The organism is Pantoea sp. SGAir0175 (assembly GCF_043547855.1).
In genome coordinates this window covers 2,636,631-2,659,372 of record NZ_CP028081.1, presented here as the reverse complement: position 1 = coordinate 2,659,372, position 22,742 = coordinate 2,636,631, and the positions used below count along the sequence as shown (strand labels likewise).

17 protein-coding genes are annotated in these 22,742 nt (G+C 57.8%); 8 read left to right on the top strand and 9 right to left on the bottom strand.

What is annotated here, in order from left to right; genetic code table 11:
• Positions 1–118: 118 nt before the first annotated feature.
• The 3 genes from ompC to pncB all read right to left on the bottom strand — a co-directional run bounded on the left by ompC (position 119) and on the right by pncB (position 4,311).
• Complete coding sequence (gene ompC, locus C1N56_RS12445) at positions 119–1,249, bottom strand: porin OmpC (RefSeq protein WP_104186977.1); 1,131 nt, start codon at positions 1,247–1,249, stop codon at positions 119–121.
• Between the two features lie 300 nt (positions 1,250–1,549).
• Positions 1,550–2,950 (bottom strand): asparagine--tRNA ligase, encoded by a 1,401-nt coding sequence (gene asnS, locus C1N56_RS12440; RefSeq protein ID WP_031279853.1) that lies wholly within the window; start codon positions 2,948–2,950, stop codon positions 1,550–1,552.
• A gap of 155 nt (positions 2,951–3,105) precedes the next feature.
• A complete protein-coding gene (pncB, locus tag C1N56_RS12435) occupies positions 3,106–4,311 on the bottom strand; it encodes a nicotinate phosphoribosyltransferase (RefSeq protein ID WP_058780857.1) in 1,206 nt (401 codons plus the stop codon).
• Positions 4,312–4,556: 245 nt separating this feature from the next.
• Here pncB and pepN point away from each other — a divergent pair, with 245 nt between their 5' ends.
• On the top strand, positions 4,557–7,172 hold the full coding sequence (gene pepN, locus C1N56_RS12430; protein ID WP_127833881.1) for an aminopeptidase N: 2,616 nt from the start codon (positions 4,557–4,559) through the stop codon (positions 7,170–7,172).
• 79 nt (positions 7,173–7,251) lie between these two features.
• On the opposite strand, the gene ssuB is transcribed toward pepN, so the two are convergent.
• Genes ssuB through ssuE form a run of 5 tightly spaced genes read right to left on the bottom strand, consistent with a single transcriptional unit; the run spans position 7,252 to position 11,520 of the window.
• Positions 7,252–8,043, bottom strand: coding sequence for an aliphatic sulfonates ABC transporter ATP-binding protein (ssuB, locus tag C1N56_RS12425; RefSeq protein ID WP_021508325.1), 792 nt, complete (start codon positions 8,041–8,043; stop codon positions 7,252–7,254).
• The gene (gene ssuC / locus C1N56_RS12420; protein ID WP_058769561.1) at positions 8,040–8,831 is read right to left on the bottom strand and encodes an aliphatic sulfonate ABC transporter permease SsuC; all 792 of its coding nucleotides are present in this window, start codon (positions 8,829–8,831) and stop codon (positions 8,040–8,042) included. The genes ssuB and ssuC overlap by 4 nt, the downstream gene beginning before the upstream one ends.
• 10 nt (positions 8,832–8,841) lie before the next feature.
• Positions 8,842–9,987 carry an FMNH2-dependent alkanesulfonate monooxygenase gene (gene ssuD / locus C1N56_RS12415; RefSeq protein ID WP_058775379.1) on the bottom strand — a complete coding sequence of 382 codons (1,146 nt, stop codon included), beginning with the start codon at positions 9,985–9,987 and terminating at the stop codon, positions 8,842–8,844.
• A gap of 11 nt (positions 9,988–9,998) precedes the next feature.
• Complete coding sequence (locus C1N56_RS12410; protein ID WP_394516717.1) at positions 9,999–10,958, bottom strand: sulfonate ABC transporter substrate-binding protein; 960 nt, start codon at positions 10,956–10,958, stop codon at positions 9,999–10,001.
• Between the two features lie 10 nt (positions 10,959–10,968).
• Entirely contained in the window at positions 10,969–11,520 is a 552-nt protein-coding gene (gene ssuE / locus C1N56_RS12405) for an NADPH-dependent FMN reductase (protein ID WP_021508321.1), read from the bottom strand.
• 731 nt (positions 11,521–12,251) lie between these two features.
• Here ssuE and C1N56_RS12400 point away from each other — a divergent pair.
• The 5 genes from C1N56_RS12400 to C1N56_RS12380 all read left to right on the top strand — a co-directional run bounded on the left by C1N56_RS12400 (position 12,252) and on the right by C1N56_RS12380 (position 17,491).
• The gene (locus tag C1N56_RS12400; protein ID WP_031279850.1) at positions 12,252–13,046 is read left to right on the top strand and encodes a hypothetical protein; all 795 of its coding nucleotides are present in this window, start codon (positions 12,252–12,254) and stop codon (positions 13,044–13,046) included.
• Between the two features lie 102 nt (positions 13,047–13,148).
• Entirely contained in the window at positions 13,149–14,666 is a 1,518-nt protein-coding gene (locus tag C1N56_RS12395) for a lipopolysaccharide biosynthesis protein (protein ID WP_021508319.1), read from the top strand.
• Entirely contained in the window at positions 14,663–15,667 is a 1,005-nt protein-coding gene (locus C1N56_RS12390) for a glycosyltransferase family 2 protein (RefSeq protein WP_394516716.1), read from the top strand. The genes C1N56_RS12395 and C1N56_RS12390 overlap by 4 nt, the downstream gene beginning before the upstream one ends.
• 120 nt (positions 15,668–15,787) lie before the next feature.
• Positions 15,788–16,798, top strand: a complete 1,011-nt coding sequence (gene pyrD / locus C1N56_RS12385) for a quinone-dependent dihydroorotate dehydrogenase (RefSeq protein ID WP_394516715.1) — start codon at positions 15,788–15,790, stop codon at positions 16,796–16,798.
• Between the two features lie 150 nt (positions 16,799–16,948).
• The gene (locus C1N56_RS12380; RefSeq protein ID WP_058759732.1) at positions 16,949–17,491 is read left to right on the top strand and encodes a cell division protein ZapC; all 543 of its coding nucleotides are present in this window, start codon (positions 16,949–16,951) and stop codon (positions 17,489–17,491) included.
• Positions 17,492–17,494: 3 nt separating this feature from the next.
• Here C1N56_RS12380 and C1N56_RS12375 read toward each other — a convergent pair whose 3' ends face one another.
• A complete protein-coding gene (locus tag C1N56_RS12375) occupies positions 17,495–18,604 on the bottom strand; it encodes a YcbX family protein (RefSeq protein ID WP_394516714.1) in 1,110 nt (369 codons plus the stop codon).
• 96 nt (positions 18,605–18,700) lie between these two features.
• Here C1N56_RS12375 and rlmKL point away from each other — a divergent pair, with 96 nt between their 5' ends.
• Both rlmKL and C1N56_RS12365 read left to right on the top strand, forming a co-directional pair.
• The gene (gene rlmKL, locus C1N56_RS12370) at positions 18,701–20,818 is read left to right on the top strand and encodes a bifunctional 23S rRNA (guanine(2069)-N(7))-methyltransferase RlmK/23S rRNA (guanine(2445)-N(2))-methyltransferase RlmL (protein ID WP_394516713.1); all 2,118 of its coding nucleotides are present in this window, start codon (positions 18,701–18,703) and stop codon (positions 20,816–20,818) included.
• Positions 20,819–20,823: 5 nt separating this feature from the next.
• Positions 20,824–22,731 carry an ABC transporter ATP-binding protein gene (locus C1N56_RS12365; RefSeq protein WP_394516712.1) on the top strand — a complete coding sequence of 636 codons (1,908 nt, stop codon included), beginning with the start codon at positions 20,824–20,826 and terminating at the stop codon, positions 22,729–22,731.
• Positions 22,732–22,742 lie beyond the last annotated feature (11 nt).

The window sequence follows — 22,742 nt, the reverse complement described above, 5'->3', positions numbered from 1 at the left end:
AAAAAGAAATAACTGTGGCGTATAAAGTAATGGCGCTAATCGGGAGCCCGATCACTGAAATGCAAAACGGAGCCCGAAGGCTCCGTTTCTGAGGTGTTACGCAGTTCGAATCGGCAGATTAGAACTGGTAAACCAGGCCAACGCCAACCACGTCGTCGGTAGAAGTACCGGTAGCGCGGGTGAAGTCGTTGTCGTCCAGCAGGTTGATTTTGTAGTCAACGTAGGTGGACATGTTTTTGTTGAAGTAGTAGTAGGTACCGATTTCGATATATTTAACCAGGTCAGCATCGCCGCCAGCGAAGGTTGAACCGTGGCCAGTCGCGCCGTTCAGGTCCTTGCCTTTAGACTGCAGGTAAGCGATGGATGGACGCAGACCGAAGTCGAACTGGTACTGAGCAACCACTTCGAAAGCCTGCGCTTTGTTGGCAGCGAAGTTGAAGTCAGGGCCGGTAGCGCCAGTGCCGTCGTTGTTATTGCCATATTGAGTCAGGTTACGAGACTCACCATAGAAGGCAGCCAGGTAGACGTTGTTGGCGTCGTATTTCAGACCGAAACCGTATGCATCTGCTTTCTCACCGTTGCCATCCAGCTGCTGCTGATTGGTACGATCTGAAGAGAAGTATGCACCCACTGCGCTGATGCCCATACCAGTGTCATAGGACAGAGAGGTACCCCAGCCGTCACCGTTGTCATAACGTGGACCGCGACCTTCGTTTTTGCCCTGATACTGAACAGCGAATGCCAGACCGTCAACCAGACCGAAGAAGTTGCTGTTACGGTAAGTCGCCAGGCCGTTAGAACGACCGGCCATGAAGTTGTCGTTGTCCTGATACAGGGTATCGTCACCGAATACTGGCAGCTGGTCAGTGTAGGACATTGCGTCGTACAGAACGCCGTAGTTACGGCCGTAGTCGAAGGAGCCTGCATCAGCAAATTTCAGACCGGCGAAGCCAACACGAGTTTTAGAACCAGAAGTGCCCTGTGATTCAGCAACGTTAGCCTGTACGTTGTATTCCCACTGGCCGTAACCGGTCAGCTGGTCGGTAATCTGAGTTTCACCCTTGAAGCCGAAACGAACGTAAGATTTGTCGCCGTCTGAGCTTGAGTCATCAGAGAACTGATGGCGCGCATCAACTTTACCGTAGAGGTCCAGTTTGTTGCCGTCTTTGTTATAGATTTCTGCTGCGTTTGCTGCGCCGGCAGCTAACAGAGCAGGGATAACCACTGCAAGAATGTTGCGCTTCATCATTATTTATTACCCTCATTGGAGTTATTTGGACATCTGCCACTGCCGTCAAGAAACCTTTACGGGAACCTTGAAAGAAGTTTGATGTCTCCTGTGTCTGCACGCATCTTTCCATCACGGGGTTGCTAATTCTAGCCCGAAAATGATTCAATTCTCGTAATTACGTATCAAAAAGCAAAATTGTATTACAATTTGTAAAATATCGGGAACTTTGTGAGAGAACTCAAAATTTACAAAAATAAAAAAAGGCCGGCAGGGCCGACCTCAATATATATATGAATTTCTTATATTTAATCTTAAATCTTAGAAATTCGCGTTACGTGGCGTGCGTGGGAACGGGATAACGTCTCTTACATTTTGTACACCGGTGACATAGGCGATCAAACGTTCGAAACCTAAACCGAAGCCGGCATGCGGTACGGTGCCATAGCGACGCAGGTCACGATACCACCAGTAATCTTCTTTATTCAGGCCCATTTCAGCGAGACGCGCATCCAGCACATCAAGACGCTCTTCACGCTGGGAACCGCCGATGATTTCACCGATGCCCGGTGCCAGCACGTCCATCGCCGCCACGGTTTTACCGTCGTCGTTCATACGCATGTAAAACGCTTTGATATCTTTCGGGTAGTTCTTCACCACCACCGGCGCTTTGAAGTGTTTCTCCGCCAGATAACGCTCGTGTTCGGAAGAGAGATCGACGCCCCATGACACCGGGTTCTCGAAGCTCTGACCGCTTTTCAGCAGAATGTCGACGGCGTCGGTATAGTCTACCTGGGCGAAATCCGTGGTGATGAAGCGCTCCAGACGGGCGATGGCCTCTTTATCCACGCGCTCGGCGAAGAACGCCATATCGTCAGCGCGCTCTTCCAGCACCGCTTTAAACACATACTTCAGCATCGCTTCCGCCAGGGCAGCCGCATCATCCAGCGTGGCGAACGCCACTTCCGGCTCCAGCATCCAGAATTCCGCTAAGTGACGGCTGGTATTCGAGTTCTCGGCACGGAACGTCGGGCCAAAGGTATACACTTTGGACAGCGCACAGGCGTAGGTCTCGGCGTTCAGCTGGCCGGAAACGGTCAGGAAAGCCTCTTTACCAAAGAAGTCTTTATCGAAATCGACTTTGCCCTGCGGGTCGCGCGGCAGGTTTTCCAGATCCAGCGTTGAGACGCGGAACATCTCGCCAGCACCTTCAGTGTCAGAGGCGGTGATCAGCGGCGTGGAGACCCAGAAATAGCCGTTTTCATGGAAGAAGCGATGCAGCGCCTGCGCCAGCGTATGACGTACGCGCGCCACGGCACCGACAATATTAGTGCGCGGACGCAGGTGCGCCACTTCTCGCAGGTATTCAATGCTGTGACGTTTAGCCGCCATCGGATAGGTATCCGGGTCGTCCACCCAGCCGGTGACTTCAACCTGGGTCGCCTGCAGTTCGAATGCCTGGCCTTCACCCGGTGACTCCACCACTTTACCGGTGACGATCACCGAACAGCCGGTGGTCAGACGCAGCACTTCATCCTGATAATTATTCAGAGAATTATTGACGACGGCCTGAACGGGATTAAAGCAGGAACCGTCATAAACGGCGATGAAGGAAAGACCGGCTTTGGAATCTCTTCGGGTACGTACCCAACCACGTACGGTGACTTCACTGTCAACCGCGACACGGCCGTGCAGTACATCCGCTACAGGCACTACGCTCATAAAAATCTCTCTATATAAATGAAGATGGAGTGAAATAAGCCCCATTCCGGGGTTTAGCTATGTTACTTGCGAGCCACCAGGAAACAAGCAAAATTGCCGGAGAATAAAGAGATTTTCTGGCGCAGAGCAGGGCGCAGGCACCCTGCTCAGGCCGATTAGCTGGCGCGTTTGACCAGCGGCAGGTCGAAGGCTTTGCGCAGGGCGCGCACGAAGGCTTTATCCTGGCAGATGGTTTTACCGGGACTGTCGGAGAGTTTGGCCACCGGTTTACCGTTGCAGCTCACCAGTTTGATCACGATATTCAAAGGCGTGACGCCGGGAATATCGCAGGTGAGGCGGGTGCCGATGCCAAATACCACGTTCGCGCGCTGACCGAAATGACGATACAGCGCCAGTGCTTTATCGAGGTTGAGATTGTCGGAGAACACCAGCGTTTTGCTGAGCGGATCAATATTCAGCCGCTGATAATGCGCAATGGCTTTTTCTCCCCACTCCACCGGATCGCCCGAATCATGGCGCAGGCCCTGATAGCGATGGGCAAAACCGGGGCCGAAATCACGCAGGAAGGCGTCCATCGTGATGCAGTCGGTCAGGGCAATGCCGAGCTGGTTATCGTACTCATCCAGCCACGACTGCAATGCCGCGCGCTGGCTGTTGGCCAGTACCGGGCTGATCTGCTGATGCGCCTGGAACCATTCATGTGCCTGGGTTCCGACCGGGTTAAGCTGCAACCGGCGCGCCAGATCGTAGTTACTGGTGCCCAGCAGCCACGGGAATTCGTTTTTCAGCGTGCTGACAATTGCTTCCTGCACCGCGCGCGAATAACGACGGCGTGTGCCAAAGTCCATCAGCTGGAAGCGCGACATATCGAGATCGCCTACCTGCTCACGGAAGTGCACCAGCTTCTGCTGCAGATGCGCCACCGCCTGTTCCGCGCCGCTTTCCGGCGTCCGGTGACGGTGTACCACTTCGCTGATCAGCGCCAGCAGCGGCACTTCCCACAGAATCACTTCACGCCACGGGCCGCGAATCTGAATGCGCAGATGTCCGTGATCGTCGCGCACCTCAACCTGCGAGGCATCGAAGCGGAACTGGCGCAGCCAGTCGAGATAATCCTGCTGGAAAAACGGTAAGCTGCTGAGGTAACGATATTCGTCATCGCTCAGCGCCAGAGATTGCATGGCAGTAATGTGCGTGCGGATGGCGTCGGCATACTGGCCGAGCTGCTCATCGCTGCGGCAGCGAAATTCTGCCGTTACCGGGACATCGTAGTAACGATGATAAACGGCCTGCTGCATGTGAAGCTTATAGGCATCGGTATCAAGCAGCGTGGTCAAAATCGGGGAAGCGTGTCCAGTCATGGTGCGTTTCAGCATCCTCTTCCGCGGAGCAGAGCCCGGTATTCAACAAAGTCATAAAGACGCAGGAGTATAAAACAGTAATCACCGCGATCACACCATAATTGCAGGTGACAGGTCGAGGGTCATTTGTGCCATTGTTAATGAATTGTAGACTTTTGGCGCAACGCACGCTTTGTGCGTGGCAACCCGGGCGCAACCCGCTTAGACTCTGAGGGTTGAATATATTAACGATGCGAGAAGGATTTATGACGCAACAGCCGCAAATTAAATATCGCCACGACTACCGGGCGCCGGACTACACCATCACCGATATCGACCTGACGTTTGATCTTGATGCGGCGACCACGCGCGTCACCGCCGTCAGTCAGGTAAAACGCCTTGGCGCGCAGCAGGCTGAACTGCGTCTGGACGGTGAGGCGCTGACGCTGCTGTCGCTGGCGGTGGATGGCAATCCGTGGCCGCACTACCGCGAAGAGCAGGGCGCACTGATCATCAGCCAGCTGCCGGACAACTTTACCCTGACCATCATTAATGAAATCCATCCGGATAAAAACACCGCGCTGGAAGGGCTGTATAAATCCGGCGAGGCGCTCTGCACCCAGTGTGAAGCCGAAGGCTTCCGGCATATCACCTGGTATCTCGATCGCCCGGACGTGCTGGCGCGCTTCACCACCACCCTGATCGCCGACGCGGCTAGCTATCCGTACCTGCTGTCCAACGGTAACAAGCTGGAGAGCGGTCAGCACGAGGATGGTCGTCACTGGGTGAAATGGCAGGATCCGTTCCCGAAACCCTGCTACCTGTTTGCGCTGGTCGCCGGCGATTTCGATGTGCTGCGTGACAGCTTTACCACCCGTTCCGGCCGTAACGTGGCGCTGGAAATTTTTGTCGATCGCGGCAACCTCGACCGTGCGGACTGGGCGATGACCTCGCTCAAAGCCAGCATGAAGTGGGACGAAGAGCGGTTCGGCCTCGAATATGACCTCGATATCTTTATGATCGTCGCGGTGGATTTCTTCAACATGGGCGCGATGGAGAATAAAGGCCTCAACGTCTTCAACTCCAAATACGTGCTGGCCAAAGCGGAAACCGCCACCGACAAAGATTATCTCGGCATTGAAGCCGTGATTGGTCACGAATATTTCCACAACTGGACCGGCAACCGCGTGACCTGCCGCGACTGGTTCCAGCTCAGCCTGAAAGAGGGTCTGACGGTCTTCCGCGATCAGGAGTTCAGCTCCGATCTCGGCTCGCGCGCGGTCAACCGTATTGATAATGTGCGCGTGATGCGCGGCGCGCAGTTCGCCGAGGATGCCAGCCCGATGGCCCATCCGATCCGTCCGGATCAGGTGATCGAAATGAACAACTTCTACACCCTGACGGTGTATGAGAAGGGTTCTGAAGTGATTCGCATGCTGCACACGCTGCTGGGTGAAGAGCAGTTCCAGCAGGGGATGCAGCTCTATTTCGAGCGTCACGATGGCAGCGCCGCCACCTGTGATGATTTCGTGCAGGCGATGGAAGATGCCTCCAACGTCGATTTGTCACAGTTCCGCCGCTGGTACAGTCAGTCGGGCACGCCGGTGCTGACGGTGCGTGATGACTACAACCCGGAGCTGGAGCAGTACACGCTGCACGTCACGCAGCACACGCCCCCGACCGCCGATCAAAAGGAGAAGCTGCCGCTGCACATTCCGCTGGATATCGAACTGTATGACGGCGAAGGCAAGGTCATTCCGTTGCAGCACAACGGTCATCCGGTTCATCACGTGCTGAACGTCACCGACGAGTTCCAGACCTTCATTTTCGACAACGTCTATTTCCAGCCGGTGCCGTCGCTGCTGCGGGAATTCTCCGCACCGGTGAAGCTCGACTATAAATGGAGCGATGCGCAGCTGACTTTCCTGATGCGCCACGCGCGCAACGACTTCTCGCGCTGGGATGCGGCGCAAAGCCTGCTGGCGACGTATATCCGCCTCAACGTGGCGCGCCATCAGCAGGGCCAGCCGCTGTCGCTGCCGCTGCACGTCGCTGATGCTTTCCGCGCGGTGCTGCTGGATGAGCAGGGCGATCCGGCGCTGATGGCGCTGATCCTGTCGCTGCCGTCAGAGAATGAGATCGCCGAGCTGTTCGAGGTGATCGACCCGCTGGCGATTGCCGCAGTGCGCGCGGCGCTGGTGCGCACGCTGGCGAAGGAGCTGAGCGATGAATTCTATGCGGTGTATCTCGCCAACCAGAGCAGCGACTACAAAGTCGAGCATGCCGAAATCGGCAAGCGTGCACTGAAGAATGTCTGCCTGAGCTATCTGGCGTTTGCGGACGCGGAGCAGGCCAGCAAACTGGTGCAGGCGCAGTACGACAAAGCCAGCAACATGACCGACGCGCTGGCCGCGCTGTCTGCGGCGGTGGCGGCGCAGTTGCCGTGCCGTGATGCGTTGCTGGCGGCGTACGACGAGCGCTGGCATCAGGATGGTCTGGTGATGGATAAGTGGTTTATGTTGCAGGCCACCAGCCCGGCGGCTGACGTGCTGAGCAAGGTACGTAGCTTGCTGACGCATCGCTCGTTCACCATGGGTAACCCGAACCGCATCCGTTCGCTGATTGGCGCGTTTGCCTCGGCCAACCCGGCAGCTTTCCACGCCAAAGATGGCAGCGGCTACCAGTTCCTGGTGGAGATGCTGACCGATCTCAACCGCCGCAACCCGCAGGTGGCAGCGCGCATGATTGAGCCGCTGATTCGTCTGAAGCGTTATGATGCCGAACGTCAGGCGCTGATGCGTCAGGCGCTGGAGACGCTGAAAGGGCTGGAGAATCTGTCCGGCGATCTGTACGAGAAGATCACCAAAGCGCTGAACGCGTAAGAAAACAATGCGCAATAAATTGCGCCGCTACAAAGAGTTGCAATCCTCTGTAGCGGCGCGATTTATCGCGCGTCCTGAATTAACGCTGCTGCGCGAACTGCAGGGGCTGCTCTGAGGTTCCCCGCTTCATCACCCGATCCAGCACCTCGGCCTCCAGCTCGGCGAGGCGCGCCGATCCTTTGCGGCGCGGACGCGGTAAATCCACCGCCAAATCCAGCCCGATTTGACCCTCTTCAATCAGCAGCACGCGATCGGCCATCGCCACCGCTTCGCTGACATCGTGCGTCACCAGCAACACGGTAAAATTATGCTGCTGCCACAGCGACTCAATCAGGCCCTGCATTTCAATGCGCGTCAGTGCATCAAGTGCGCCGAGCGGTTCATCGAGCAGCAGCAGGCCGGGGCGATGAATCAGCGCCCGCGCCAGTGCCACCCGCTGTTTCTGTCCGCCGGAGAGCGCTGCCGGCCACTCATGTGCACGATCGGCCAGACCGACCGCCGCCAGCGCCTCAAGCGCGGCGCTGCGCCACTCGCGGCCTTTCAGACCGAGGCCGACGTTATCGATCACTTTCTTCCACGGCAACAGACGCGCATCCTGAAACATCAGGCGGGTATCTTCGCGCGCCTCGGCCAGCGGCGCGTTGCCCGCCAGCAGTTCACCGTGCGTGGTGGATTCCAGCCCGGCCAGCAGGCGCAGCAGGGTACTTTTACCGCAGCCGCTGCGGCCGACCACCGCGACAAACTGGCCGGCCGGAATATGTAAATCGATATGATTCAGGATGGTGCGATTGCCATACTGCTTGGTGACGCCATTGACGCCCACCGGGGTACCGCGGTTCAGGCGCGCCGGGCTTAGCGTTGCGTTGCTCATGCGTTCTCCTCCTTCAATTGGTAAGCCGGATGCCAGCGCAGCCAGACACGCTCCAGCAGCTGTGCCGTCACGTCGGCCAGTTTGCCCAGCAGGGCATAGAGAATGATGGCGACCACCACCACATCGGTTTGCAGAAACTCACGGGCGTTCATTGCCAGATAGCCAATACCGGAGTTGGCCGAGATGGTTTCGGCCACGATCAGCGTCAGCCACATCAGACCGAGGGCAAAGCGCACGCCAACCATGATTGACGGCAGCGCGCCCGGCAAAATCACCTGAATAAACAGGCTCCAGCCGGAGAGACCATAGCTGCGCGCCATCTCCACCAGGCCGCGGTCAATATTCCGTATGCCGTGATAGGTATTGAGGTAGATAGGGAACAGCGTGCCGAGCGCCACAAGAAAAATTTTGGCTGACTCGTCGATGCCGAACCACAGAATCACCAGCGGGATCAGCGCCAGGTGCGGCACGTTACGCAGCATCTGTACCGAGGTATCCAGCAACCGTTCGCCGGTGCGCGACGTGCCGGTAATCAGCCCGAGAATCAGGCCAATCGAACCGCCAATGGCAAAGCCGATTGCTGCTCGCCAGCCGCTGATGGCGAGGTGTTGCCACAACTCACCGCTGGCCGCGAGATGCCAGAAGGTGATGACAATATTCTCCGGCGAGGGCAGGATGCGCGTCGACAGCCAGCCGGCCTGTGAGGCAACCTGCCACACCACCACCAGCAGCACCGGCAGCGCCCACGGCAGCAGGGCATTGCTCAGCTGTTTATTGACCTTTGCCATATGCGACTCCTTAACTCTGCGCGACTTTTTGCGGGGTGAAATCATTGGCGACCGCTTCACCGTGCGCCTGCACTACGCGGGGTTGCGGGATTTCCGGCACGGCCAGGTCGAGATGAGGGAACAGCAGCTCGCCCACGCGATAGGCCTCTTCCAGATGCGGATAGCCAGACAGAATAAAGGTCTCGATGCCGAGATCCTGATACTCCTGCATACGCGCCGCGACCGTCGGACCGTCGCCCACCAGTGCAGTCCCGGCACCGCCGCGTACCAGACCGACGCCAGCCCACAGGTTCGGGCTGATCTCCAGCCGATCGCGCCGTCCGCCGTGCAGCGCGGCCATGCGCTGCTGACCGACTGAATCGGTGCGGGCAAAAGCCGCCTGCGCTTTAGCAATGGTGGCATCGTCAAGATGGGCGATGAGCCGGTCTGCCGCCTGCCATGCTTCTTCATTGGTTTCACGCACAATCACGTGCAGACGGATGCCGAAGCGCACCGTGCGCCCCTGCGCCGCCGCTTTGGCGCGCACCTGTTCAATCTTCTCTTTGACCAGCGCGGGTGGTTCGCCCCAGGTCAGATAGACATCCACCTGCTCCGCGGCCAGATCCTGCGCGGCATCCGATGAGCCGCCGAACCACAGCGGTGGACGTGGCTGCTGCACCGCTTTAAACATCAATCGTGCACCGCGCACTTTGACGTACTTGCCTTCGTAATCGACCGTTTCACCCTCGCTGACCCGGCGCCAGACCCGGGTGAACTCCGCGGATTCGGCATAACGCTCGCGGTGATCGAGGAAAACGCCGTCGCCCGCCAGCTCTTCCGGATCGCCGCCGGTGACCAGGTTAAACAGTGCGCGACCGTTGGAGAGACGATCGAGCGTGGCGGCCTGCCGTGCGGCCTGCGTCGGGGAAATCACCCCCGGGCGCAGCGCCACCAGAAAACGCAGGCGCTGCGTCACCGGAATCAGGGATGCGGCCACCAGCCATGCATCTTCACACGACCGGCCGGTGGGGATCAGCACGCCACCAAAACCGAGGCGATCGGCGGCCTGCGCCACCTGTTGCAGATAACCGTGGTCCACCGGGCGCGCGCCTTCGGCGGTACCGAGATAGTGGCCGTCGCCGTGGGTGGGAAGAAACCAGAATACGGATACGCTCATGATAAATTTCCTTATGGCCGGGCCGGCTGTGGCTGCCAGATGCGATCGGCAATGGTGACTTTGACCGGCATTAAATGGTTGGCATAAAACAGATCGGCAGTTTGCTGTTGGGCCTGCGCCGTGTGGGCGCTGACCGGCGTAATGGCGGTCGGAGGACGATGGTCAAGGTAGCTGGCGATCACTGACTTCGGCAGGCCCATCGCCTGTGCCAGCAGATCGATACTTTGCTGGCGCTGGCTACGCGTCAGCGCGTCGGCTTCGCTAAAGGTGTGCAGCACCTGCTGCACGAAGTCACCGTGCTCGGTAGCAAAGCTGCGCGTGGCGAGGTAGAACGAACCGGTCTGGTTCAGCTTACTGCCGTCCACCAGCACACGGACGTTGCCCTGCAGCAGCGCAGCGGAATAGTAGGGGTCCCAGATCGCCCAGGCGTCAACATCGCCCTGCTGAAACGCGGCGCGCGCATCGGCTGGCGTCAGATAAATCGGCTGAATATCGTTAAAGCTCAGGCCGGCCTGTTCCAGCGCGCGCAGCAGCAGATTGTGTGAACTGGAGCCTTTCTGGAACGCCACTTTATGACCTTTCAGTTGCGCCACGCTGTGGATGGGACTGTCCTTCGGCACCAGAATCACTTCAGCCTGCGGCTTCGGTGGCTCCGAGCCGACATACAGCAAATCCGCCCCGGCGGCCTGAGCAAACAGCGGCGGGATATCACCGGTGCTGCCCAGGTCAATGCTGCCCACGTTCAGCGCCTCAAGCATTTGCGGACCGGCCGGAAACTCGATCCACTGAATGTTGGTGGTCGGGAAGCGCTGCTCCAGCAGCCGATGCGATTTGGCCAGCACCATGCTGACCGATCCTTTCTGATAGCCGATACGGAATTGTGCTGGCGCTTCGGCAGCCTGAGCCGTGAGGGTCAGGGCAAACAGCGCGGTAACGGTCGGCAGCAGCCAGCGGGTTAACATCCTTTTCATCGCAGTTCCTTTATACAGCCTGAGCATAGGGTTGATGACGACGGTGCAGCGCCTGCCAGAAGGTTTCCAGCGCCTCATCAATGCGCTCGCTCAGCAGCGCATCCAGCTCAGGCTGGCGGTCGTAATGGGTGATCTGCGTATCACTGGCGAACACGCCGTGCAGAACTTCCTGCGCTTTCAGCGCGTTCAGCACCGGTTTCAGCGCGTAGTCAACGGCCAGCATGTGCGCCACGCTGCCGCCGCTCGCCAGCGGCAACACCACTTTATGTTCCAGCGCCCGCTCTGGCAGCAGGTCGAGCAGGGTTTTCAGCGCACCTGAGAAAGAGGCTTTATAAATCGGTGTGGCGACGATCAGCCCCTCCGCGAGCGCTAAATCTGCTTTCAGCGCGGTCAGTGCCGGTGAGTCAAAGCGCGCATACAGCAAATCTTCCGGCTGAAAGTTGTGAATATTCCACGGAATCACCTCAACGCCACGCGCTTCCAGCGCCCGCTGGCACACACTCAGCAGCGCCGTAGAACGTGAAGGAAAACGCGGACTCCCCGCCAGCGTAATAACCCGCATGGTCACTCCTTATAACTGAAAGTTATTGATTAGCAATTATTGAGAACTGATGCATTCAATCCTGACAGAGCAGGCGGCGAGGCGTAAATGATTTATCCGGCAATGGATAGCCGTCAGGCGGGAATAGCGCCCTCTTATAAAGGAAGGGAAAAGCGCCTCTAAGGTTAATCTGAATTGCACCCGCAGATTGCCGGGTTTTCATTAGCGGCTTCCGTCACGGGCAAGGTGAGAATGATTAAATGCGCTGTTGCCTGGTTAAATCAGAGGTGTAACCGTCGACACATATCGCCGGGCGCGCCATTGTCGTCAGGCTTAAGAAGAAATAGATGAGGTAATTTAAGGAGTAGCAAACAAACGCTGACGTAAGTTTAAAGCGGGCACCAGGATTTTTCGTAGTGGCTGTTTAGAATGTTCCATTTTAAGCTGGTCTCAAATTAGCGAGTAAGTGTGTCAAAGCGTGGCGTTTTATTAAAATCGCACCGTTTAACGCGTTTCCTGTTACCGATATTACGTATTACTTCAGCACTCTGGCCGGGATTGCTTCAGTTGCGCTTAACAATAAACGGTAAATTATCAGCCAGTCTGGCAAGGGCCAATAGTCATGCCGTCGGCGGGCTGTTTATAATTGATTGAGTTTTCTTACGCTAAAAAAAAGTCACTGCCTTATTTGCGCCTTAATTGGGCGGATTTTTGTCTGGCCATTATTCAGTATTATTTTTAGGGAGAGGAATATGGGAAGGTCTGCTCTGTTAGTGCACCCGGCTGAGCCGGTTGCCGCTCAGCCCGCGCGCGTCGCGGCTGATAACGTTAATCCACTATTGTGTTATCTGCTGCAGCCGGATGCCGCGCACAGCCAGTTTACCGCTGTGCCACAGCCAGCGGCGGAGAGCGTCAGCGACGACGCGTTCTTACTGTTTGCCGCCGACGGCTTTGCGCCCTCTGCTGCACTGTTGCAGGAAGTGGCAACGCTCAGCCATCAGCGCCCGGAGCTCAACTGCATGCTGGTTTCACTGGCACCACGCGCACTGAGCAGCGGCCTGCAGTCGTCGCTGCAGCTGTTCCAGCAGCTGCAGGCGCAGCGCCTGTGGCAGCAGAATAACTATGCGGTCATCCTGCGCGCCGCGCTGGTGAAAAATGCCGCTCCGCTGGTACGCATTCAGGATGTGATGCTGGCCGGCCTGTTAAATACGCAAACGGTATGGCTGCTGGATGCCCGCGCGGAGCATGAGGTCACCACGGTTAATCCGCCACCCAGCTATCAGCAATTTATGACGGAGTATGAAAAGGTCACCCGTTTGTCACACTTTATTCCGGAGCGAAACCGTTATCGCCAGAGTTATTTACGCAGCGGGTTATTACAGCTGGTACAGCAGGAATTAAACGCTGAAACGCAGTTCTCTAATAATGTGCGGCACGCGGTGCGCTACTTTGCCGATCAGTTTTCACCGCAGAGCACAATGGAAAAACTGTTACTGAAACAGCCCGACCTCTATTTCTCACTGATGAAAATGAGAAAAAGCCGCTGAGATAGCGCCAGCGTTAATTTTAAGAATTACTCCCGTGGGCGCTGAGGTATTTTTGTGTCACGCTGTTAACACTGAGAAAAATACCCAGACGCCAGAGTTTTTATGTCTATCAAACGTAACGCGATTGCCAACTATGTTGGCCAGATCTATCTGACGCTGTCAGGTATTTTAGTAGTTCCCCTGTATATTCAGCATTTAGGTATGGAAGCTTACGGTCTTGTGGGCTTCTTTTCTATATTGCTGACCTGGCTGCAGCTGCTCGACGCGGGCGTTTCAACCACGCTGATGCGCGAGGCGGCACGCTACCGGGCGAATCAGGCAGAATTTGTCTGGTTTCCGGCGCTGTTTGCCACGCTGACCCGCTTCTTTCTGTTCTCCACCCTGGTGCTGGTGGTGCTCGGCTGGCTGGCGACGCCATGGATCGCCACGCACTGGCTGGATGCGCAGCACTTGCCCGCCAGCGATGTGGTGGTGGCCGTGGCGATCATGGTGATCACCGCCGCGATTCGCTGGCGTACCAGCCCGTATCGCAGCGTGATTGTCGGTTTTGAGCATCAGGTCTGGCTCAACGGCGTGAACCTGATCATTACCACGCTGCGTACTTTTGGCGCGGTACTGGTGATCCAGCTGTTCCCGAATCCGCTGCTGACCTTCTTTATCTGGCAATTGCTGGTCTCGATTGCCGAAGCCGCCTGCTGTATCTGGAAATCCTGTCAGCTGGTGCCCCGCGCAGCGCGCAAAGAGAAGCGCGACGATCTGAAAGGCGTGCTCAAACCCTTTATTCGCTTTGCGCTGAGCGCCGCTTTCTCCAGCGCCGTGTGGACCTTTATTTCGCAGATTGACCGGCTGGTTCTGTCAAAAACCCTGCCGCTGAGCGAGTACGGCTCGTTCACCGTGGTCGCCACGGCTGCGACCGGGATCCTGCTGCTGAGCAGTCCGATTATGCAGGCGATTGTGCCGCGCATGACCGGCATGAAAACCCGTCAGCAGGGCGATGCCGAATCGCTGAAGCTCTACCGCTATACCACCCAGGCGGTAGCAATTTTTATGGCCCCGCTCAGCATCACCATTGCCTGCTATGCCGGACCGCTACTGTGGGCGTGGACGCAGAAACCGCAAATTGTCGAAGAGATGGCGTTCGTGCTTAGCCTGTATGCGCTCGGCAGCGGTATCCAGGCGATCTGCGGCCTGCTGTATCACCTGCAATACGTTAACGGCAATCTGAAACTGCACATGCAGGGATTCACCTGTTTTGCCGTCGTGCTGGTGCCGCTCAACATCTGGTGTGCCGTCCATTACGGGGCGCTGGGCACCGGCTGGCTGTGGCTGGGGCAGAATATCTTCTATTTAGTTGGCTGGGCGTGGCTGGTGCATCGCCGCTTTGCGCCGGGCATCCATTTCAGCTGGCTGACGCGCGACGTAGCGCTGATTTGGGCAGTGTCGGCGCTGATTGCCTGGCTCAGCACGCTGCTGCCCATCGAGTGGAACCAGAATCGCTGGATCAACCTGCTGTGGCTGGGGCTGATCGGGGCCTTTAACCTTGGCGTGTGCTGTCTGTTACATAGCCTGGTGCTAAAACGCCTGCGCGCGCCGCTTGTTAACGCAGAGGAAAGAGGATGAGCATGACATCACGCCGCACGCCGACGGTTTCGGTAATTATCCCTAACTGGAACTGCGCGCCCTGGCTGCCGGAAACCCTGGGATCGCTGCTTCGCCAGTCATCGCCGCCGGAAGAGATCATCATTATTGATGATGGCTCGAGCGATGACAGCGTGGCCTGGCTGAAGGCGTTTGCTGCGCAGCATCCGCAGGTGACGCTGCTGAGTGGCGGACGCGGAGGCGTCAGTGCCGCGCGCATGAAGGGGCTGGCCGCAGCCAGCGGCGATTTCGTCTATTTTATGGATGCCGACGACTTCGTCTCGACCGAACTGTTCGCCGATTTCCGCCGCGTGCAGGCGCGTCACCCGGAGATTGATCTGTTCTGCTTTGGCGCGAAGATGTTTTTCGACCTGCCAGCGCCGCAGCGCCATTATCAGACCATCCATCAGCGCCACGTCAGCGGCCTGCTGCCGGGCGGCAGCACCACGCTGCGCACGCTGATTCAGCATCAGTCGGCGCATCGGGTGATCTGGAGCAGCATCATCTCGCGTCGGCTGATTGACCAGCTCGATCTGCAGTTTCTGCCGATCCAGAACCATGAAGACGCGCCCTTTATGTTTGCCCTTTATCTGCAGGCGCGCGCGCTGTACTGCACCAGCCAGAGCTACTACTACAAACGGTTTATGCTGAGTTCACTGTCGCAGAGCACGCGCGACTTCTCATGGGTGAAAAATTACTTTATCGCCCGCGCCGGCAGTGAGCAGTTCCTGCAGCAGCAGCAACTGCCGCACGATGAGGCGCTGCTGGACGATTATTACCAGACGGTGATGCACGGCTGCCTGACGCAAATCCGCAAAAATCACATGACGGTGCCCGCCGAGTGGCAGCCGCAGGTGAATCAGCTGGTGCGTAAAGTGTTACAGCACAACGCGCGACTGAAACTGCTGTGGTATTGCCCGGCGATTTACAGCGGCTTACAGGCCTGCCGCGATCGTCTGGGACGCTATTCCGCCCGACGCTGATACCGATCAAATTGTTGCATCCCAGAGTAATTTACTTTTGCGCCAGAGCACCTTACCATTCTGGCGCACAAATTCCCGTGCACCCGACTTTCACGAAGCTTCCGCCATTCAGGAGAGTGCATGCTATATCCTATCGTCCGGCCGGCGCTGTTTAAGCTCGATCCAGAGCGCGCGCACGAACTCACCTTTCAACAGTTACGCTTCATCAGCGGCACGCCGCTGGAAGGGCTGATTCGTCAGTCGCTGCCGTCACGCCCGGTGACCTGTATGGGGCTGACCTTTCCGAACGCGCTGGGTCTGGCTGCGGGTCTGGATAAGAACGCGGAGTGCATTGATGCCTTTGGCGCCATGGGCTTTGGCTTTGTCGAAGTGGGCACGGTGACGCCACGCGCGCAGCCGGGCAATGACAAACCCCGCATGTTCCGGCTGGTGGCGGCGGAAGGTATCATCAACCGCATGGGGTTTAATAATCTCGGCGTCGATCACCTGGTAGAGAATGTGAAAAAGGCGCGCTTTAAAGGCGTGCTCGGCATCAATATTGGTAAAAATAAAGACACGCCGGTAGAGCAGGGCAAAGACGATTATCTCACCTGCATGGAAAAGGTGTATGCGCACGCCGGTTATATTGCCATCAATATTTCCTCACCGAATACCCCCGGATTACGTTCGCTGCAATATGGCGAAGCGCTGGACGATCTGCTGTCGGCGATTAAATTAAAACAGCGGGCGCTGCAGGAAAGCCATCTGAAATATGTGCCGGTGGCGGTGAAGATCGCGCCGGATCTTTCTGAAGAAGAATTGATCCAGGTTGCCGACAGTTTAGTGCGCCACGAAATAGACGGCGTGATCGCCACCAATACCACGCTCGATCGTTCGCTGGTGAGCGGGCTGAAATATGCCGACGAAGCGGGGGGATTAAGTGGTCGTCCGGTACAGTCGCGCAGCACCGAGGTGATTCGCCGTCTGGCGCAGGAGCTGCAGGGACGTCTGCCTATTATTGGCGTCGGTGGCATTGATTCGCTGGTCGCGGCACGGGAAAAAATGGCGGCTGGCGCAACGCTGGTGCAGATATACTCTGGCTTTATTTATAAAGGTCCGGCTTTAATTAAAGATATCGTGACCCATCTCTAAGACATTTCTCACTTTCCCTGGCCGGGGGGTTTATTTCTCCCTCCGGCTCGTTTATATTTTGTCCTGTTCGTACAATTTTCAGCTTTTTCCTTAAAGCAATATTTTAAATTTCAGCGCCGTTTAGCGCAGCGTAAATCCACAGGGCACCCCATGAAAATCAAACCCGATGACAACTGGCGTTGGTATTTTGACGCAGAGCATGACCGGATGATGCTGGATCTGGCCGATGGAATGTTATTTCGCTCGCGCTTCTCGCGCAAAATGCTGACGCCCGATGCCTTTAATGACAGCGGTTTTTGCGTTGATGACGCTGCGCTTTATTTTACTTTTGAAGAGCGCTGTCGCCAGAGCGGTTTAAAAAGCGATCAGCGCGCCGAGCTGGTGCTGAATGCGCTGGTGGCCAGCCGTTTCCTTAAGCCGCTGATGCCGAAAAGCTGGCACTTCACCAGCCATGCGCACAGCTGGCAGCCCGTCGCGGGCGATATGGTGGCGGTAACGCTGGCCGACAGCGGCGAACAGGCACAGCTGCTGGTGGTCGAGAGCGGCGAGAATGCCGCGCTCTGTCTGCTGGCGCAGAGTGCGCTGACGGTGGCGGGCAAAGGGATGCAGCTCGGCGATGCCATCAAGATCATGAACGATCGCCTGCAGCCACAGTTGCAGGAGAGCAGCGCGCCCTTCGCCCGCGCGGTGTAGCGCTTACGCCAGTTCGATATCTCCGTTCGGAATACAGCTGCAGCTGAGAATGGTGCCGTCACCGCGTACCGCGCTCTGCTTCAGCGCCTTCACGTCACCCGACACCAGCGTCATTTTGCAGCTGCCGCAGATTCCGGCACGACACGAATAGGGAATGCGAAAGCCCTGCATCTCCAGCTGTTCCAGTAATACCTGCTGATTATCGCCGGCAAACTGCTGACCCTGATAGCCAATGGTCACGGCGGCCGGCGCGCTGCTGGCGGCCTGCAGCGTTTCCACCACCTCACCGGCACCGTAAGCGCGCGGCGTTTGCCGTTCCAGCACTTCAACCGTATCGCCGACGCGCACGATGCCGCTGTTAAGCGCAATCAGATTGAGGCCGAAATCGATATCACCGCTGCCGTCCTGCGCGCTGCGAAAGCGCTGCAGCGTGGCGAGCGGTTCGCCCTGCGGATGCTTGCGGCCGCTTTCGGTGCCGATGGTGGTAAACACGCAGCGGCTGCACGGCTTCGGCATCTCGAAGGTGATCTCGCCGATCTTAATACGTTTCCAGCTGTCCTCATCCCAGGCGCTGGCGCCGCTGACGATCAGATTGGGGCGGAACTGTTCCAGCCGCACGCTGGCCGGACAGCGCTGCTGCAGATCCTGCAGCGACGCCATGTTGACCAGCAGGTAAGGGAAGCCGTCAGCGAACCCCAGCGGGACATGGTCGAAGCGTTTTACCCGGCGTGACGGCTCAGTGCCAACCCAGCGCAGCTGCACCGGGCGCGGGAAAAAGCCGCTCAGCCACTGGTTGATGGTGTCAGGCGCAATACGCGCAGTGAACTGATTGCCCCACACTTCGGTCGGTGCCGGCTGGGCGCTGAAATCTCTGAAGCGGATCAGCGCCTGGCTGCCGTCCGGCGCGGTGATGAATAGCCCGTCGGGCAGCAGGGCGGGCGTGAAACGCACCATCTCCGGAAACTGGCGGGCGGTAATAAAGGTCCCGTCCGCTTCGGTCACCATAAAGATGCGATCGAAGGCCAGACCGCTTTCCAGCACCTGCGCGTGTGACAGCTGCAAACCACGCATCGATTTAACCGGGTGAATATACAGGCGAGACAGGGTAATCATCACAACTCCGTACAGACAAAAAGAAGCTAACTTTATGACATAGGACGCTGATTCGCTATAATGCGCAACAATTTTAGCAAGAGTAAAAGTGACGATATGAATTCTCTGTTTGCCAGTACGGCGCGTGGGCTCGAAGAGCTGTTGAAAACTGAGCTGGACGCGCTGGGTGCGCAGGATTTGCAGGTGGTGCAGGGCGGCGTCCACTTCCGAGCCGACGACCGCGTAATGTACCAAAGCCTGCTGTGGAGCCGTCTGGCTTCACGTATTTTGCTGCCGCTGGGAGAATTCGGCGTCTGGAGCGATCTCGATCTCTACGTCGGCGCGCAAAGCATCCCGTGGAGCGAGCTGTTTGACAGCAACACCACGTTCGCCATCCACTTCAGCGGCACCAATGAGGTGATCCGCAACAGCCAGTTTGGTGCGCTGCGCATCAAAGATGCGATTGTCGATAGCTTTACCCGGCAGAATCTGGAGCGTCCGAGTGTAGATCGCGAGCAGCCGGGCATCCGCATTAACGCGTGGCTGAACAAAGATCGCGTTAGCATCGCGTTGGATCTGAGCGGCACCGCACTGCATCAGCGCGGCTATCGCCAGCAAACCGGCCAGGCACCGCTGAAAGAGAACCTGGCGGCGGCGATTGTGATGCGCTCCGGCTGGCAGAGCGGCACGCCGCTGGTCGATCCGATGTGCGGCTCCGGCACGCTGCTGATTGAAGCGGCGCTGATCGCCTGCGATCGCGCGCCGGGCCTGCTGCGTTCGCACTGGGGCTTCAGCCGCTGGAAACGCCATAACAGCGCGCTGTGGCAGGAGGTGCGCAGCGACGCGCTGCAGCGTGCGCGCGCCGGCACGGCCGCCACCACGTCACGCTTCTTTGGCTATGATAATGATGGTCGCGTGCTGGAGTGGGCACGTGCCAACGCGCGCCGCGCCGGCGTGTTTGATCTGTTCACCTTTGCGCAGCAGGATGTGCTGCAGCTGAAAAATCCACTGGCGGGCGAAGCGATGCGCGGTACGGTGCTGAGTAACCCGCCGTACGGTGAGCGTCTGGAGAGCGAGCCGGCGCTGATTGCGCTGCACAGCCAGCTGGGCCGCATCATGAAACAGCAGTTTGGTGGCTGGAATTTGTCGCTGTTCAGCGCCTCACCAGAGCTGCTCAGCTGCCTGCAGCTGCGCGCCGATCGCCAGTTTAAAGCGAAAAACGGTCCGCTGGAGTGCGTACAGAAGAACTACCAGCTGGCGGAGAACAGCGCCGAAGGCGGCGCACAGATTGCCGAAGATTTTGCTAACCGCCTGCGTAAGAACAGCAAAAAACTGGACAAGTGGGCGCGCCAGTCGAATATTGACTGCTACCGCCTGTATGACGCCGATCTGCCGGAGTATAACGTGGCGGTCGATCGCTACGCCGACTGGGTAGTGATTCAGGAGTACGCGCCGCCGAAAACCGTGGACGCGACCAAAGCGCGTCAGCGCCTGTTTGACGTGATCGGTGCCACGCTGAGCGTACTGGAGATACCGGCCAATCGCCTGGTGTTGAAAACCCGCGAACGGCAGAAGGGCAAAAATCAGTACCAGAAGCTGAGCGAGAAGGGCGAATTCTTTGAAGTGCAGGAGTTTAACGCGCGGCTGCTGGTGAACCTGACGGATTATCTCGATACCGGCCTGTTCCTCGACCACCGTATCGCGCGCCAGATGCTGGGCCAGATGAGCCAGGGGAAAGATTTCCTTAACCTGTTCTCCTATACCGGTAGCGCCAGCGTGCATGCCGGGCTGGGCGGCGCCAAATCCACCACCACGGTCGATATGTCGCGCACCTATCTGGAGTGGGCCGAACGTAACCTGCGCCTGAACGGATTAACCGGGCGCCAGCATCGCCTGATGCAGGCGGACTGCCTGAGCTGGCTGCGCGAAAGCGATGAGCAGTTCGATCTAATCTTTATCGATCCGCCGACCTTCTCCAACTCCAAACGCATGGAAGATGACTTCGATGTGCAGCGCGACCACCTGATGCTGCTGCAGAACCTGAAGCGCATGCTGCGTCGCGGCGGCACCATTATGTTCTCCAATAACAAGCGCGGCTTCAAAATGGATCTGGACGGCTTGCAGCGTCTGGGTCTGCAGGCGCAGGAAATTACGCAAAAAACGCTGTCGCAGGACTTTGCGCGCAACCGTCAAATTCACAACTGCTGGCTGGTAAGCCACGCCGGTAAGGAATAAGTTTTATGTCACTGATCAGTATCCATGGCGCTTACCTGTCGTTCAGCGATGCGCCGCTGTTGGATAACACCGAACTGCATATCGAAGAGGGCGAGCGCGTCTGTCTGGTTGGGCGCAACGGCGCCGGTAAATCGACGCTGATGAAAATCATCAACGGCGAACAGCCGCTGGATGACGGCCGCATTATTTATGAGCAGGATTTGGTGGTCGCGCGGCTGCAACAGGATCCGCCACGCAATATCACCGGTTCGGTGTACGACTTCGTCGCCGAAGGCGTGGCCGAACAGGCTGAACACCTCAAGGCCTACCACGCCATATCGCATTTAGTGATGGAAGATCCGAGCGAGAAAAACCTCAACGAAATGGGGCGACTGCAGACGATTCTCGACCATCACAACCTGTGGCAGCTCGACAGCCGCATCAACGATGTGCTGCAGCAAATCGGGCTGCAGCCGGACACCGAACTGTCGTCACTCTCCGGTGGCTGGCTGCGTAAAGCCGCGCTGGGCCGAGCGCTGGTCAGCAACCCGCGCGTGCTGATGCTCGACGAACCGACTAACCACCTCGATATTGAAACCATCGACTGGCTGGAAAGCTTCCTGAAAACCTTCAACGGCAGCATCGTGTTTATTTCGCACGACCGCTCCTTTATCCGCAATATGGCGACGCGCATTGTCGACCTCGATCGCGGCAAGCTGGTGTCATGGCCGGGCGATTACGATCAGTTCCTGCTGGGCAAAGAGGAAGCGCTGCGCGTTGAAGAGATGCAAAACGCCGAATTCGACCGCAAGCTGGCGCAGGAAGAAGTGTGGATTCGCCAGGGCATCAAAGCGCGTCGCACCCGTAACGAAGGCCGCGTGCGCGCGCTGAAAGCGCTGCGTCGTGAACGCTCCGAACGACGTGACGTGATGGGCAAAGCTAATATGCAGGTCGGTGAAGCGGCGCGTTCCGGCAAAATCGTCTTTGAGCTGGAAAACGTGGATTACGGCGTTCACGGCAAAACGCTGGTGAAGGATTTCTCCACCCAGGTGCAGCGCGGCGACAAAATCGCCCTGATTGGCCCGAACGGCTGCGGTAAAACCACGCTGCTGCGCCTGATGCTCGGCCAGCTGAAGGCGGATGCCGGTCGCGTGCACTGCGGCACCAAACTGGAAATCGCCTACTTCGATCAGCACCGCGCGGAGCTCGATCCGGATAAAACCGTGATGGATAACCTGGCGGAAGGCAAACAGGAAGTGATGGTCAACGGCAAGCCGCGTCACGTGCTCGGCTATCTGCAGGACTTCCTGTTCCACCCGAAACGCGCCATGACGCCGGTGCGTGCGCTGTCCGGCGGCGAGCGTAACCGCCTGCTGCTGGCGCGCCTCTTCCTCAAGCCCAGCAACCTGCTGATCCTTGACGAACCGACCAACGACCTCGACGTCGAAACACTCGAGCTGCTGGAAGAGCTGGTGGATGGCTATCAGGGCACCGTGCTGCTGGTGAGCCACGATCGTCAGTTTGTGGATAACACCGTGACCGAATGCTGGATCTTTGAAGGCAACGGCGAGATCGGTACCTTCGTCGGTGGCTACCATGATGCGCAGCAGCAGCGCGCCGCTTACAAGCAGACCAAAGCTGCACCGGTCAAAAGCGCAGCGACTAAACCGGCAGAAAAAGCCGACGCCCCCAAACGCAGCGCAGGCAAGCTAAGCTATAACCTGACGCGTGAACTGGAACAGCTGCCGCAAAAGCTGGAGCAGCTGGAGACGCGTATCGGTGAGCTGCAGGCGCGGATGAGTCATCCGGACTTCTTCAGCCAGCCGCACGACAAAACGCAGCCGGTGCTGGATGCGCTGGCGCAGGCGGAGCAGGAGCTGGAAACCACCTTTGAACGGTGGGAAGAGCTGGAAGCGCTGAAAAACGGCGCATAACGCAGAGGGAG